This is a genomic window from Klebsiella sp. C349492 (assembly GCF_042055345.1).
Taxonomy (GTDB): domain Bacteria; phylum Pseudomonadota; class Gammaproteobacteria; order Enterobacterales; family Enterobacteriaceae; genus Klebsiella; species Klebsiella scottii.
This window is the reverse complement of the sequence record NZ_JANQCE010000001.1, coordinates 666,630-681,666: the sequence shown is the minus strand read 5'-3', so window position 1 is coordinate 681,666 and position 15,037 is coordinate 666,630. Positions and strand designations below refer to the sequence as shown.

Sequence of the window (15,037 nt, the reverse complement as noted above, 5' to 3'; positions counted from 1 at the left end):
GTAGCGCTCTTGCGTTGCTTACGGGACGTCGTATCCCAGTGCGGCTTTGCGGATGCGGAACCACTGCTGACGGGACATATTCAGCTTTTCTGCCACCAGCGCGGAGCGGACGCGCTCAATCTTGCCGGAGCCAATAATCGGCAGCGGCTGCGACGGCAGGCGCAGGATCCACGCGTAGACCACCTGCTCGATGCTTTCGGCATTAAGCTCCCTGGCAACCTGGGCCAGCTCATCGCGCAGCGGCTGGAAGCTTTCATCATTAAACAGACGGCCGCCGCCCAGGCAGGACCACGCCATCGGCCTGATCCGCAGCTGCTGCAGCTGATCTAAGGTGCCGTCCAGCAGCAGCGGCTGGTGCACCGGCGAGATTTCCAGCTGGTTAGTCGACAGCGTAAACGGCAGGCGCGATTGCAGGAGGGTAAACTGGGCCGGCGTGAAGTTTGAGACGCCGAAGTGGCGCACCTTGCCGCTGTGGTGCAGCGCGAGGAAGGCTTCCGCCACCTCATCGGCATTCATCAGCGGATCCGGGCGATGAATCAGCAGCAAATCGAGATGGTCGGTAGCCAGATTACGCAGCGACTGCTCGGCGCTGAGCACAATATGGTCGCGATCGGTAATATAGTGGCCAATGGTATTTTCCGCCCGCGCCATCGTGGCGATGCCGCATTTGCTGACGATCTCCATCCGGCTACGCAGATGCGGAGCCAGCTTCAGCGCTTCGCCAAACGCCGCCTCACACTGATAGTCACCGTAAATATCCGCATGATCGACGGTTGTGACGCCAAGATCCAGGTGCTGCTCAATAAAGCTGACCAGCTCTTTCGCGGACATATTCCAGTCCATCAAACGCCAGTAGCCCATAACAAAACGCGAGAATTCCGGCCCCTGCGGAGCCATAGCAATACGCTGAACCATAACAACGTCCTCAACAAAAAAGTGCTTTGAGTATACCCATTTTTGCAATTAAAACAGTGAGGGTTGCTGCGGTTCTTCCGCTGTTTCCGCCTTAGCCGCGCGTAATTTGCGCAACAGGCGCTGGCGACACAGCCGCAGAACGTCCTGCTTTTGTACGTCGCTCATCGTTTGCCAGGCAAAACGCTCCTCGCGGCTGCGCAAACAGCCGCGACAATAGCCGCGTTCGTCCGACTGACAAATTCCCCGGCACGGACTCTGTACCGGGAAAAACTCCAGCTGCTCTGCCACCTCACGCCTCCGGTTGCCTCTTTCTCTCTCTCATTGAAGACGTTTCATCCGCGGTTGGCAACTTTTGTTGCTCAGCCTCTACGCCACGCATCATTTAAATTTATCACTTGCATTAGACCAATCGGTCTACTACAGTGAGCGGCATGAACAAACATAGCGAATGCGATACCCGCGAACATATCCTGGCCACCGGCGAACAGCTGTGCATGCACCGCGGCTTTACCGGCATGGGCCTGAGCGAACTGCTGAAAACGGCGGAAGTGCCGAAGGGCTCTTTCTATCACTATTTTCGCTCAAAGGAAGCTTACGGGGTTGCGCTGCTGGAACATCACTACGCCGGCTATCTGCGGCGGCTGGTGGAGCATTTCGCCCACGGCGAAGGCAACTATCGCGATCGCCTGCTGGCTTACTATCAGCATACGCTTACCCAGTTTTGCCAGCAGGGCATTATCAGCGGTTGCCTGACGGTAAAGCTGTCGGCGGAAGTTTGCGATCTGTCGGAGTCGATGCGTACCGAGATGGACAAAGGGGCCAGCCAGATTATTACCCTGCTTGGCGAAGCGCTGGACAAGGGGCGTCAGGAAGGCAGCCTGGTTTTCAGCGGCGACGCGTTAACCCTGTCGCAGGTGCTCTACTCCTTGTGGCTGGGCGCCAACCTGCAGGCCAAAATTACGCGCAGCGCAACGCCGCTTGAAAGCGCCCTTGCCCATGCCAAAAGTATTATTGCCGCGCCTGGCGTTTGACAGGCGTTTTTATTTAACCAATTTCAAGACGACCGGTCTACTCAGGAGTCATTATGTCCGAATCAAAATTGTTTACCCCGTTGAAAGTGGGTGCGGTCACCGTACCTAACCGCGTGTTTATGGCTCCGTTAACCCGCCTGCGCAGCATTGAGCCCGGCGACATCCCTACTCCGCTGATGGCCGAGTATTACTGTCAACGCGCCAGCTCGGGACTGATTATTTCGGAAGCGACGCAGATCTCCGCCCAGGCTAAAGGCTATGCCGGCGCCCCGGGTCTGCACAGCCCTGAACAGATCGCGGCCTGGCAGAAAATCACCGCCGGCGTTCACGCCGAAGCGGGACATATTGCCGTACAGCTGTGGCATACCGGTCGTATCTCACATAACAGCCTGCAGCCAGGCGGCGCGGCGCCGGTTGCGCCGTCCGCAATCAGCGCCGGCACCCGTACGTCGCTGCGTGATGAGAACGGCCACGCCGTTCGCGCCGATACCTCCATGCCGCGGGCGCTGGAGCTCGATGAGATCCCAGGGATCGTCAACGACTTCCGCCAGGCGGTAGGCAACGCGCGCGACGCCGGCTTCGATCTGGTGGAACTGCACTCCGCCCACGGCTACCTGCTGCACCAGTTCCTCTCCCCGACCTCTAACCATCGTAGCGATCGGTACGGCGGCAGCGTTGAAAACCGCGCGCGCCTGGTGCTGGAAGTGGTTGATGCGGTCAGTAAAGAGTGGAGCGCCGATCGCATCGGTATCCGCGTATCGCCAATCGGCAGCTTCCAGAACGTCGATAACGGCCCGAATGAAGAAGACGACGCGCTGTATCTGATTGAAGAGCTGGCTAAACGCGGTATCGCCTACCTGCACATGTCCGAGCCGGACTGGGCCGGCGGCCAGCCGTACAGCGATGAGTTCCGTCAGAAGGTTCGCGCGCGCTTCCCGGGCGCCATTATCGGCGCGGGCGCCTATACGGTTGAAAAGGCCAACGATCTGATTAGCAAAGGCCTGATTGACGCCGTCGCTTTCGGTCGCGACTTTATCGCCAACCCCGATCTGGTTGCCCGCCTGAAGCATAAAGCGGCGCTGAACCCGCAGCGTCCGGAGAGCTTCTACGGCGGCGGCGCGGAAGGCTATACCGATTATCCGACGCTGTAACGCCCTCTTTTACAGCGGCCAAAGAAATAGCGGCGGAGTACCGCCGCTATTTTTCGTATATCCGCCCGTTAATCCGCTCACGCCGGCTGCTGCAGCTGGTATCCTCCCTGCTCCCGCGCTATAAGAACCGGCAGGCAGCTTAGCAGCCGCTGCGTATAGGGGTGCTGAGGATTATCCAGAACGTCATCACTCCACCCGCTCTCGACCAGGCTCCCCTTTTCCATCACCAGCACTCTGTCCGCTATCTGCTCGACGGCACCGAGATCGTGCGTAATAAACAAACAGGCAAACCCGTAATGCTGCTGGAGCCGCTTGAGCAGTTCGAGAATTTGTTTCTGCACCGTCATATCCAGCGCTGAAGTCGGCTCATCGGCAATGATAAAGGCCGGACGCCGGACAATCGCCCGCGCAATCGCCACCCGCTGGCGCTGGCCTCCCGAAAGCTGATGGGGATAGCGGGACATAAACAGGCTTCCCAGCCCAACCTCATCTAATACCTCGCGAACCCGCTGTTCGCGAGCGCTGCGGTTCATCGTCGCCACCAGCAGCAGCGGCTCTTCAATAAGTTGCGCGACGCGCATCCGCGGATTAAGCGAGGAGAACGGGTCCTGCTGGATCATCTGACACTCCCGTCGCCAGGTGGTCATCAGCGCCTTATCCGCTGGATCCAGCGCCCGCCCCCGAAACGCCAGCACGCCCTGGCTGGCCTTCAGCATTCCCGCTATAAGCTTGCCGATGGTGGTTTTACCGGAACCGCTCGCGCCGACCAGCGCCACCGTCTCACCGGCGCGCACGTTAAAGCTGATCCCTTTTACCGCGTGCGTCACCTTTGCCGGGCGGAACCAGGACTTACGTCCTACGTAGCGGATATCGACGTCCGTCAGCGCAATGACGCTTTCCGCCGCCAGCAGGCGCTGGCGGTCCGGCGCCGGCTGGCGTACCGGCAGCGCTTCCAGCAGACGCCGGGTATAGGCGTGCTGCGGTTCGGCCAGCAGCCGCTGGCTGCCGTTCTGCTCAACCACTTCGCCTTGCTCCATCACCATAATGCGTGATGCATAGCGCGCAACCATCGACAGATTGTGGCTAATCAGAATCACGGCGCTGCCCTTTTCGGCGGTTAGCCCCAGCATCAGATCCATAACCTCATGCTGTACCAGCACGTCCAGCGCGGTGGTCGGCTCGTCGGCAACAATCAGTTTCGGCTCAAGCAGCATGACCGCGGCGATCATCACCCGCTGACGCATCCCTCCCGAAAACTCATGGGGATAAGAGCCTAATAATTTCCCGGCATCAGCCAGACCGACGCGCTCCAGCATCGCAACGATCTTTTCCCGCCGCGCGGGCTCGCTGAGGCGGGTGTGTAACGCCAGCCCTTCATCAAGCTGGCGGCCAATGGTCATCGCCGGGTTTAGCGATGTCATCGGCTCCTGAAAAACCATACCGATGCCCGCACCGCGCAGCTCGCGCAGCTGCTCCGCGGCGAGGTGATTGAGATCGTGGCCGTCAAAGATTAGCGAATCGGCAAAGCTGGTTACCCCCGTCGGCAGCAGCGAAATTAAGGAGCGCATCGCCAGGGTTTTACCGCTGCCGGACTCCCCGACCACCGCCAGCACTTCGCCGGGAGCGAGCGTAAACGAGATGCCTTTTACGACTTCACGCCCCGCGACGCTAACCCGCAGGTTGCTGACCTGCAATAATGCGGTTGTGTTGTTCATCATTGCATCCTCGGATCGAGATAATCACGTAACGCGTCGCCCAGCATGTTGACCCCCAGCAGCGCCAGCGATATACAGACGCCCGGCAGGAGCGCCAGCCACGGCGCCTGGGCGAGATAGCTGCGGCTGGCGGCCAGCATATTGCCCCACGTCGGCTCCGGAGGCGGCACGCCGAGGCCGAGAAAGGAGAGCGCGCTTTCGGAAATCAATACCCAGCCCAGCATCGAGGTAGCCAGCACCGTCAGGGGCGCCAGGCAATTAGGAAGAATATGACGGCGTAGGATCGCCCATTCGTTGTGCCCCATGACCCTCGCCGCGGAGACAAACTCCGCCTCGCGTAGCCCCAGCACGGTGCCGCGAACGATGCGCACCACCGAGGGGGTGTAGGCCAGACCCAGCGACAGAATAATGCCGTAGCGGTTGTTGCCGAGAATGCTCAACAGCGCCAGCGCCAGCAGAATGCCGGGAAAGGCCAGCAGCGCGTCGGTCAGCATCATAATCAGCCGGTCCACCGCGCCGCGCAGGTAGCCGCTGATCAGCCCCAGCGTAATACCGACCAACAGCGCAAAGCCAACCGTCACCAGAGAGATAGTCATACTGGCATTGGCTCCGGCCAGCAGGCGACTCAGCACGTCGCGACCGTATTCGTCGGTGCCCAGCAGGTGACCCGCTCCCGGAGACTGCAGGCGCGCCAGAATATTGATCCGCGACGGGTCCAGCGGGGTCCAGAAGAAGCCCACGATGCCGGCCAGCGCGATGGTGCCAATCAGCGCTATTCCCAGCAGCGCGTTTGGCGCGAGGACGATATGTTTTCTCTTCACGCAGAAACCCTCGGATTGAACAGTGGATAGAGCGCATCAATCAGCAGATTGGTGAGCACATAGAGCGTGGCGATAAACAGCATACATCCCTGAATAACCGGATAGTCGCGGGCATAAATGGCATCCACCAGCAGGCGGCCGAGCCCCGGCAGGCTGAAGACCGTTTCCGTCACCGCCACCCCGCTGAGCAGGTTGCCGAGCGTCAGGCCAATCAGCGTCCACGTCGGCCCAAAGGCATTCGGGAACACGTGGCGCGTCAGGACCGCGCGCTCGCGCAGCCCCTTCGCCCGGGCGTGGGAAACATAATCAAGCCGCAGCACCTCCAGCGTACTGGCCCGCATCATGCGGACCAGCGCGCCGATCTCCACCAGCACCAGCGTCATTACCGGCATCAGCAGATACAGCAGCCCCGCCTTCAGGTCATCGCTCAATGAGACGTAGCCGACAACCGGCAGCCAGCCGAGCTTCAGGCCGAGCAGCAGCAGGATAAGCAGTCCCATCCAGAAGCTCGGGATCGACAGCAGAAACGTGGAGAACATCACCAGCCCGGTATCCAGGGAGGAGTTCTGTTTCCACGCCGCCAGCATTCCCGCAGGCACCGCCAGCAGCGAAGCGATAACAATGGCTACCAGCACCACGCTTAGCGTCACGCCGAAGCGCTGCAGAATCAAAGGCAGCACCGCCTGACCGCTCTGAATTGAGTGGCCAAAGTCGCCGTGCAGCACGTTAGCGGACCAGATAAAGAACTGCTGCACTATCCCCTGATCCAGCCCCATGCTGTGGCGCAGATCGGCAAGGCTGGACTCCGTCGCCATATCCCCCAGCATCAGCAGGGCCGGGTCGCCCGGCACCATGCGCGTCAGCAGAAAGACCAGCACGGTCACCAGCAGCAGCGTCGGAATAGCGGTCAAAATACGGGTAAGCAGAAACTGCAACATGCGCGTCTCCTTATCTCATCAGGCTTTGCTGACGTTCCACAGCCGCGCGGCGGCAGCCAGCCAGGATTTATAGCCGCTGATAGCCTTACGGTGCGCGACAATATCCAGCCCAGGATAAAAGATGATTAGCGGGACATCAGCAATCATCTGCTGGTGCAGCTTATCGGTGATGGCCTGGATCCGCGCCGGATCGTCGACGGTGGCCAGCTCATCGGTCATAGCGATCGCCTGCGGATCTCCCCAGACCTTGCGTTTCTGTTTAGTTTTATCCCCCACCAGCTGCTCGAAGGCCAGCGCCGGGTTAAAGCGCGCGGAGTAGGTGAAGGTCATCATCTGATAGCGCCCGGACTGATAGCGCTCAAGCTGGGTCGCCCACTCCATGGTAGTGACGCGGGCGTTAATTCCCGCCGCCTGCAGCATCGCCTGGATAATAATGGCCATATCAAAACTCGGCACGGTGGCGCGCTTGTTGGCGATAATCTCCAGCGGCTCGCCTTTATAGCCCGCCTCTTTCAGCAGTTGGGCCGTGCGGGCCGGATCGTACTTATAGCCCTGCTTTTGGATATTGCTGTAGAACGCGGAGGCCACGGAAATGTTGGAGTTGGACGCCTGCGCCAGATTCTGACTGGTTCCCAGCGCGATCTGTTCGCTATCCAGCGCAGAGGCTATCGCCTGACGAAGCTTGACGTTTTTCAGCAGCGGATCGTCGGTCTGGATCAGCATCACGTGACGCTGGGCGTTCGGCGCCACTTCGAGGGAGATATTGGGGTCTTTTTTCAGGTCGATGCCGTCAATCGGGCTCACCTGCGCCAGATCCACGGCTCCCGACTGCAGGCCCGCCTTCACCGTTGCCGCATCGGGGATCGCCATAAAGCGCACTTCCTCCACCAGCGCTTTTTTCCCGCCGACAAAGCCGTCCTCTTTCCCCGCCAGCGCGCTGTAGTCGGCAAAACGCTTCAATGAAACGTACTCACCATGCTTCCACTCGCCAAAGCTGAACGGCCCGGTGCCGATCGGCGCGATCCAGGTTCCGTCCGCGGCAACCGATTTAGAGCTGATAACCGCGGCAGCGCCGCAATCGGTGCGCGCCAGCGTGTCCAGAAACAGCGCCACCGGTTTCTCCAGCGTCATGACCACGGTATGCGCATCCGGCGCGCTGACGTCGGTAACATGAATCAACCCGCTGCCGTCAAATTCGCGCAAACATCGCCACTGGGTTTTCGGGTCGTTCCAGTGCTTCCAGCTCCACACCACGTCCTGCGCCGTCATGGCGTCGCCGTTGTGAAACTTCACCCCTTCGCGCAGATGGAAGGTATAGGTTTTGCCTTCATTACTCACATCCCACGATGACGAGAGCATCGGCCCAACGGTACCGTCCTCGCGGTAGCCCACCATGCCTTCCACCACGTGCATCAGGACATCATCGGTGTTTCCGTCCCGGTTGACGCCCGGCTGGCTGCTGCGGATATCCTGATTCAGCGCAAAACGGATAACTTCGCCATCGGCCGCCTGCGCCACCATGCCCGGCAGTAACAGGGCAACAGCTGATAATAATTTTTTCATAGCGATCTCTCTGTTAATCGAGCGTGTAGCGCGTGAAGTCGCGGTTAAGTGCCGGAAGCGGTACTACATCCATCATCCCCTCAGCGGGAGTCATCACGATCATCGCCACCGTGGCGGATAAATCGCTGCTGAACCCCGGCCGCGGCGGACGACATACGGAATAGGGGGAGCCGAAGTCATCGAAAAAGGCGTTTTTCATCTCCTCTGCGCCCGGTTTTGCATGGGCGTTGAGTAATTCATGGACGCGCCAGCCGCGATACAGCGAATCCGGCGAGGCATCGACGCCCTCCTCGCGAATTTTGCAGCGGGCAGGCAGGCTCTCCCAGTGGTTGGCATGAACCAGCAGGCCATTTTGCGGATAGAGGGTGAAGCTTTCGTCCGGAGCGCATTCAAAATCGATAGCAAAGCCCTCTTTTGTGCTGAGGATCATATTGTTAGAGCACGACTTTGGCGTGGTGGCGACCACCTTCATCGCCAGCGCCATATGCTGCTGTTCCAGCGCTTTACGGCGGATCAGCGACAGCGGAACGCCCTGCTGCTGATAATCGCGCTCACACCGCAGATAGTTAGCGGTGATGGCGATCCCGGCGCTGTTCATCCCGCTGCGGCCAAGTCCTCCGGCCTCCACGAAAGTCAGGACATCCGGCCCCTGCTGACGCTTAATTTTCACCACCACCGAACTCTCCGCGCACTCCGCACGCCAGTCCCAGTTTTGACCATGAATCAGTTTGCCGTGCGGGCTGCGCTGCGGCAGGATCACCGCGCCGGTACAGCCATCTTTTATGTTGTCATCATGCGGCGTCGGGCAGTGCTGCAGGCTACGCGCCTGAGCGATAACTTCGGTACGGGCGTTGATCATCACAATCGCTTCCAGCGAAACGCCGGATGCGCTGGCAATGCCGCGCATTTCGTCGAGATAGTCCGCATCAAACTCGCGGATGATGGCGCTGAAGCTATTAATCAGGCGGTCACGCTGTTCCTGACCGATCCGCAGGGCGTTCAGCTGGTCGCCATAAATAGCCACGCTGGCGTGGATCCGAGCCTTAGCCTGCTCACCGTACTGGCAGCCCCGCTCGTACGGCGTACCGGAGATTTCGATTAAGGGAAAAGGTTGCGTCACGTTGTTCGCTCCTCAGCGATTTGCCTGCAGTACGCGCAGGAAGAAGTCTTTCACCTGATCCAGCACTTTCATGCCGTCGTGGCCGACGTTTGGCACTATCTCTTGTTCAGCTTTCACGCCGTGCTCGCGTAGGCTGTTGAGCAGCGCGGTATTCCGTTCGATTCGGGTAACGCCGGCATCATTACATCCCGGCTGATAGTACCGGCCGCCGGGCTGATGGGTGATTTCCCAGGTTTCGAGATCGACTTTGCCGACCACCAGCTGCACCGCTACCTGTTTTAAGGCGTGGTAATCCAGAGGTTTGCCAAAGATTTGCTCAAAGTTCTGCACCCCCGGCCACCAGGCCTTGCTGTCGTCCAGCAGCGTGACGGAACCCGGGGCGCCAATGGAGACTCCCAACAGCTTTTCCGGGTGAATGTAAAGGAAGCGATGGGCGAAATGACCGCCTCCCGAGTAGCCGAACAGCAGAAACTTGCCAAAGTCGCGATCCAGCAGCTCGCTAACTTCATCGATCATCGCCAGCAGCGCCAGGTCATAGCGAATATCCTGCTCAATAATGTATTTAAAGCCGTGTGAATTGCCGTCCCCTAGCGGCCCGACGGGAAACAGCGGGGCCAGAACAACGCAGCGGTTATAGCGGGAAAACTCGGTAAAAGCATCCCGGTATTGCACCATCGAACGGCCGGTGCCGTGCATCGCCACGACCAGGCGATAATCGGTTTTGTCGCCATCGAATCCGGGCGGAACGTACAGGCAATACTGGAAGCGGGGATCGTGCCGGCTGGAAAAGATAGTCGTGCTGCCGCGATAGTAAAGCGCCTGGCTACGCCCGGCAGCATGCTCAGAATCATTTTTAATTACTGATAGTTGCATAAATTGTTTTCTCGTTGATCGGCTGTTCAAAATTGATTCAAACACAAAACCAAAATTGGCGCCAATTTAATAAACAATTTATTAACAAAAGATCTGGTTCATGTCACAATTCAGCTTTGGGTCAGAGCAAAAGCCAATAGACCGACGGTTTAAACTGGTGCCAAAGCCGGGAACCGTTCATTATCAGGCTGCAAAAAATCGCGGGAACCAGGACAAGGAGCTGAGGATATGATGCAAGGTAAAAGCACTCTGGTGCACGTTGCCAACCTGCTGGCGATGGATATTAATACCGGGGTTTTCCAGCCAGGCGCCTGGCTGAAACAGGTCGAGCTGGCTGAACGCTATGAGTGTACGCGCAGCGATGTTCGCCGCGCCCTCGATCAGCTGGTCATTGAACGGCTGGTGCAGCATGTTCCCAATCGTGGGTACCATGTTTATTCGCCTGACGTGCAGCAGCGTAGGAATATTTCGCGCATCCGCGCGGTGCTGGAAAGCGCATCGGCCAGCGATATCGTGGAGCATATCCAGCCCGCGCAGTTAGCCGCCCTGCGCCAGTGCGCCGAATTGTTTGACCACTACACTCAGTTCGGCACGATCCTGCAACAGTATGAATCCAACCTCGCCTTTCACCGCGCGCTGCTTGCTCCGTGTTCGAACAAAGACATGATTGAACTGATTTTCGAACTCCGCAGCCGGGTTCCCTCTGCGGCGCTGGGGCAATGGAACTCGCATGCGAGGATCGTCCAGTCCTCGCAGGAACATTTCGCGATGGTCGAGGCGATAGAGCGAGGCGATCCTTCTACCCTGGCGACGCTGCTGCGCCAGCATATCTTACAGGATGACGATGTGCCGGCCCCGGCGGACGGCTCAATGCGATGAGATAAACGCGGAGGGCGTAACCGGGGCGGGCAGGGAAAAATTGTGCTTCATGCGCTCAACTTCGCGCACCGGCGTCAGGCCAAAAAGGCGCTTAAACTCGCGGCTGAACTGAGAAATGCTCTCATAGCCGACCCGCACGCCGGCGGCGGAGGCGGTCAGGTTGTTGCGCAGCATCAGCAGCCGGGCCTGATGCAGGCGCGTTGATTTCAGGTACTGCATCGGCGAGGTGTTGGTTACCGCCTTGAAGTGGCTGTGAAAGGTCGGAACGCTCATTCCGACCTCTTTCGCCAGGGCGGTGACGTCAAGGCTCTCGGCATATTGCGCATGAATTTTTCGTAATGCTTTCGCCACTTTGCCAAACTGGCCCTGCATCCGCAGGGCGCTGCGCAGCGCCGGCCCCTGCTCGCCGGTAAGCACCCGGTAATATATCTCCCGCAGCATCGACGGCCCGAGCATTTCCGCGTCCAGCGGCGAAGACATAATCTGCAGGAAGCGTAACACCGAGCCGCCGATCTGCGCATCCATCAGGCTCGACATCATGCTGCGCGGCGCGGCGACGACGGGGGCGCCGCGACCGTCGAGCTCCAGCAGCAGATCTGCCGCTAAGGTGAAATCCAGCCGAATGTAAATAGCCAGCATCGGCTCGGCGGCGCTGGCGTCGGTTTCCATGGTGAACGGCACCGGCACGGAGACCATCAGATAATGCCGGGCGTCATACAAATAGACATCATTCCCAAGAAACCCCTGCTTTCTTCCCTGCACCACAATAACGATCCCCGGCTCGTATAAAACCGGCGTGCGCAGCAGCGGTCGGTTAGATCGCAAAAAGCGAACGTCAGGTAAAACCGTGAGGTTATAGCCCTCCTGCGGGGTCAGGTGGTCCAGCAGCGTCACCATTTGCCGATCAGCGATCATTGTCATAAAGCCTGCGTTAAAGAAGCCGGAACGTAGGTGAAGTGTGGCACTCACGGCCCGCCGCGTCCAGACGGCTCATAGGAACAGGCAAAGACCGAAGAGGATCGGGGCTACGCCAGAGCGCCGTTCGGCCCTATTCTGCCGGCTCAATTTAATGAAGGAGAGTTGGTATGCACTCAGCAAAACTATTTTTCATCACCGGCGTCAGCAGCGGATTTGGCCGGGCGCTGGCCGAAGAGGCGCTCAGCGCGGGGCATCGGGTGGTCGGAACGCTACGAAACGAGAGAGATCGGCAGCAGTTCGAGGCCCTGTCGCCGGGTCAGTGCTTTGGCAGAGTCCTGGACGTCACCGATTTTGCCGCCATTCCGCCGCTCGTTGAGGCCGTAGAGCGGGAAATTGGCGCGGTTGACGTGCTGGTCAATAACGCCGGCTACGGCCACGAGGGCATCATGGAAGAGTCGCCGATTGAGGAGCTCGTGGCGCAATTCAACGTTAACGTATTTGGTGCGGTCGCGGTAATTAAAGCTTTCTTACCCTGGTTCCGCGCGCGCCGCGCCGGCCACATTCTGAATATCACCTCGATGGGGGGATTCATCACCATGCCCGGCATCAGCTACTACTGCGGCAGCAAATTCGCTTTGCAGGGGATTTCTGAAACGCTAAGCAAAGAGCTTAAGCCCTTTAATATCGCCGTGACGGCGGTGCAGCCGGGATCGTTTCGAACCGACTGGGCCGGGCGCTCAATGGTGCGCGCTGCCCGCAGTATTGACGATTACGACAGCAGCTTCGGCCCCATTCGCGAAACGCGAATGCAGCGCAGCGGCCATCAGCCGGGCGATCCGCGCCGGGCGGCGCGGGCGATGCTGGAGCTGATTAACCATCCGGCGCCTCCGGCGTCGCTGCTGCTGGGAAGCGATGCCGTGACGTTGGTTAAAGAAAAGCTGCAGCAGATGAGCGCCGGGATCGACGCCTGGGAGGAGGTCAGCCGCTCCACGGATGGCTAAAAAATACGCCGGATCTCTGTCCAGGGAAGGACGAGAACCCGCCCGCCGTTTGACGCTCCCCAGCTCCCGCTCTTCTCCGCATGACTCCTGCCGCTCTCTGCGACGTTTTGGTTAAAACCAGCGCATTAATGATAATACGAATGATCTTGATAATCATTATCATTTTTACATATAATTCTGTGAAAAATTTTAGCATGAAAATAAATGCTACCAATGAAACAGAAAATGGATATTTATGTTTAATATGGAATGCTTGTTAAAATCTCTGGTTGTTAGCAGCGCTCTGGCCCTGGCGGCATGCCAAAGCGCGTCCTCGACGACATCAGCCCCCGCCGCCGCATCGGTGGAAGCGTGCGCATGTATTGTGGATACGGCCTCCGGCAGCACCCTGACGCCGGCGCAGCTTATCGCCAGGGTGCGCAGCGCCTCGATAGTTATCGTCGGCGAAGAGCACACCAACGTGCGCCACCATCAGATTGAGCAGTGGCTGCTAAAAAATCTGAACCAATCCCGCCCCCAGGGCAGCGTGCTGCTGGAGATGATCGATATCAGCCAGCAGGATGCGGTCAACCGCGTCAAGCAGGCCAGCGCGTCCGGAACGTCGGTCAGCGCCACCCGCGCGGCGGAAGCGATGCGCTGGAACAGCGGCTGGCCGTGGGATCTGTATCGTGACCTGGTGATGACCGCGCTGGAGGGTCCCTGGCCTCTGCTGGCCGCCAATATCAGCCGCCAGCAGGTCAACGAACTGTACCAACGCCCCACTTTCCCGAGCGGAGAACGCTCTTCCCGCCCGCAGGTACATGAAGCCCTGTCGGCGATCATCTACCTGATGCACGACGGCAAAATTAGCGGCGAACAGGTCACCGCGATGATGGCCATTCAGCAGAATCGCGATCGCTTTATGGCCCAACAGCTCATTCAAGCGCCGCGCCCGGCGCTGCTGATTGCCGGCGGCTACCACGCCGCCAAAGATACCGGCGTGCCCCTGCATCTGGCCGACTTAGGCGCGGAAAAACCGCGGGTGGTGATGCTCACCACCGACGGCACCACGCTGACGGCAAAACAGGCCGACTATATCTGGTCGGTACCGGCGGCCAAATGAAGATCGCAATGAACACGCCACCGATCCTCTCGCGCGCGCCGTGGATAAAGGGCTCCGCCGGCAGCGTGCTGTTCCACGCGGCGCTGGTGCTGCCGTTTATGCTTCATTTTTCCCTCAACCAGCCCGAGTCGACGCCTGCCGCAGTGATGCTTGAATATGCGCCTGAGTTTGAGGTCTCCTTCATTCGCCCCGAACTGCCGCCAGGCGTCAGCCAGCAGCGCAAGGTAGAAGCCATGACCGAACGCGAGTCGCTCCATAATAAAGAGCTGCCGAAGCTGCGCGAGCACGAGGACGCTGAGCTTAAGCTGGCGGCAGCAACGCCGGAAAAAGAGCGCAAAAAGAAAACGGAAAGAAAGAAGAAATCGTCGCAGGAGCGTAAAGAAGAGCAGGGAAACTCGACCACCACCAGCCTGGCCGCCCCGCCGGTACAGTCCGCGCGGACTCAGCGCAATACGGCACCGCTGGATACCGACGCCGCCAGAATCAGCCAAAGTAAAATCAGCTGGGAATCGCTGGTAAAGGGCAAAATCAACAAAATGCGCAACTACCCGGACGATGCAAGGCGGCGTAAACGCACCGGGACGGCCGTCATCGCCTTCAGCGTCGATGAGCGCGGCGAAATACTTAGTACAAAACTGGTCACCTCATCCGGCACTCTGTCACTGGATCGGGCGGCGCTCATTGCGCTTGAAAGCGCGCGACCGCTGCCGCCGCCGCCAAAAGAGATGCTCAAAAACGGCGTCCAGAAGGTCACGCTACCGGTGGAGTTCGGGCTGTTAAAAATATAACAATGAGCGTTACCTGTATTAACCGTTGGTCGGTTAACAAACTTAAATAGCGTCATTTAGATTATTCATTTCTGAATAACCGGCCGCTGCGGGGAGAGTATTCTCGGGCGGCGGCGGAGCTTTTATTTTTATTTATGAGCAATTTATCGTAGCGCAGCCGTTCGGCTGCGCGGGGTAATTTTGTTCATTTGGTGCATTGATAAAATACAAAAACAGGAATTG

At 58.9% G+C, this 15,037-nt stretch carries 15 protein-coding genes; 6 read left to right on the top strand and 9 right to left on the bottom strand.

Annotated features, from left to right (window positions below; translation table 11 throughout):
* Positions 1-18: 18 nt before the first annotated feature.
* The gene (locus NWP14_RS03295; protein ID WP_331834335.1) at positions 19-915 is read right to left on the bottom strand and encodes an aldo/keto reductase family oxidoreductase; all 897 of its coding nucleotides are present in this window, start codon (positions 913-915) and stop codon (positions 19-21) included.
* Between the two features lie 48 nt (positions 916-963).
* Positions 964-1,203, bottom strand: a complete 240-nt coding sequence (locus tag NWP14_RS03290; RefSeq protein WP_076946795.1) for a DUF1289 domain-containing protein — start codon at positions 1,201-1,203, stop codon at positions 964-966.
* Positions 1,204-1,346: 143 nt separating this feature from the next.
* Between NWP14_RS03290 and NWP14_RS03285 the strand changes: the two genes are divergently transcribed.
* Together NWP14_RS03285 and NWP14_RS03280 are read left to right on the top strand one after the other, a co-directional pair.
* Entirely contained in the window at positions 1,347-1,946 is a 600-nt protein-coding gene (locus NWP14_RS03285; protein WP_331834336.1) for a TetR/AcrR family transcriptional regulator, read from the top strand.
* Positions 1,947-1,999: 53 nt separating this feature from the next.
* Positions 2,000-3,097 (top strand): alkene reductase, encoded by a 1,098-nt coding sequence (locus tag NWP14_RS03280; RefSeq protein ID WP_375214765.1) that lies wholly within the window; start codon positions 2,000-2,002, stop codon positions 3,095-3,097.
* A 77-nt stretch (positions 3,098-3,174) separates the two neighbouring features.
* On the opposite strand, the gene NWP14_RS03275 is transcribed toward NWP14_RS03280, so the two are convergent.
* The 6 genes from NWP14_RS03275 to NWP14_RS03250 are packed head-to-tail and all read right to left on the bottom strand — an operon-like array spanning position 3,175 to position 10,127.
* Positions 3,175-4,812, bottom strand: coding sequence for an ABC transporter ATP-binding protein (locus tag NWP14_RS03275; RefSeq protein ID WP_189339909.1), 1,638 nt, complete (start codon positions 4,810-4,812; stop codon positions 3,175-3,177).
* Positions 4,812-5,633: an ABC transporter permease gene (locus NWP14_RS03270; protein ID WP_095103077.1), complete on the bottom strand. Its 822-nt coding sequence runs from the start codon at positions 5,631-5,633 to the stop codon at positions 4,812-4,814. The genes NWP14_RS03275 and NWP14_RS03270 overlap by 1 nt, the downstream gene beginning before the upstream one ends.
* Complete coding sequence (locus NWP14_RS03265) at positions 5,630-6,571, bottom strand: ABC transporter permease (RefSeq protein ID WP_045858579.1); 942 nt, start codon at positions 6,569-6,571, stop codon at positions 5,630-5,632. The genes NWP14_RS03270 and NWP14_RS03265 overlap by 4 nt, the downstream gene beginning before the upstream one ends.
* An 18-nt stretch (positions 6,572-6,589) precedes the next feature.
* Positions 6,590-8,134 carry an ABC transporter substrate-binding protein gene (locus NWP14_RS03260; protein ID WP_331834338.1) on the bottom strand — a complete coding sequence of 515 codons (1,545 nt, stop codon included), beginning with the start codon at positions 8,132-8,134 and terminating at the stop codon, positions 6,590-6,592.
* A 13-nt stretch (positions 8,135-8,147) separates the two neighbouring features.
* Complete coding sequence (locus NWP14_RS03255) at positions 8,148-9,254, bottom strand: C45 family peptidase (RefSeq protein WP_331834339.1); 1,107 nt, start codon at positions 9,252-9,254, stop codon at positions 8,148-8,150.
* Between the two features lie 12 nt (positions 9,255-9,266).
* A complete protein-coding gene (locus NWP14_RS03250) occupies positions 9,267-10,127 on the bottom strand; it encodes an alpha/beta hydrolase (protein ID WP_375214764.1) in 861 nt (286 codons plus the stop codon).
* Positions 10,128-10,355: 228 nt separating this feature from the next.
* Here NWP14_RS03250 and NWP14_RS03245 point away from each other — a divergent pair, with 228 nt between their 5' ends.
* On the top strand, positions 10,356-11,006 hold the full coding sequence (locus NWP14_RS03245; RefSeq protein WP_095103069.1) for a GntR family transcriptional regulator: 651 nt from the start codon (positions 10,356-10,358) through the stop codon (positions 11,004-11,006).
* On the opposite strand, the gene NWP14_RS03240 is transcribed toward NWP14_RS03245, so the two are convergent.
* Positions 10,995-11,927: an AraC family transcriptional regulator gene (locus NWP14_RS03240; RefSeq protein WP_095103067.1), complete on the bottom strand. Its 933-nt coding sequence runs from the start codon at positions 11,925-11,927 to the stop codon at positions 10,995-10,997. The genes NWP14_RS03245 and NWP14_RS03240 overlap by 12 nt on opposite strands.
* A gap of 164 nt (positions 11,928-12,091) precedes the next feature.
* On the opposite strand from NWP14_RS03240, the gene NWP14_RS03235 reads away from it, so the two are divergent.
* The 3 genes from NWP14_RS03235 (at position 12,092) to NWP14_RS03225 (ending at position 14,815) form a co-directional block, all read left to right on the top strand.
* Positions 12,092-12,925: an oxidoreductase gene (locus NWP14_RS03235; protein ID WP_375214763.1), complete on the top strand. Its 834-nt coding sequence runs from the start codon at positions 12,092-12,094 to the stop codon at positions 12,923-12,925.
* Between the two features lie 235 nt (positions 12,926-13,160).
* On the top strand, positions 13,161-14,027 hold the full coding sequence (locus NWP14_RS03230) for a ChaN family lipoprotein (RefSeq protein ID WP_375214762.1): 867 nt from the start codon (positions 13,161-13,163) through the stop codon (positions 14,025-14,027).
* On the top strand, positions 14,024-14,815 hold the full coding sequence (locus NWP14_RS03225) for an energy transducer TonB (protein ID WP_331834344.1): 792 nt from the start codon (positions 14,024-14,026) through the stop codon (positions 14,813-14,815). The genes NWP14_RS03230 and NWP14_RS03225 overlap by 4 nt, the downstream gene beginning before the upstream one ends.
* Positions 14,816-15,037 lie beyond the last annotated feature (222 nt).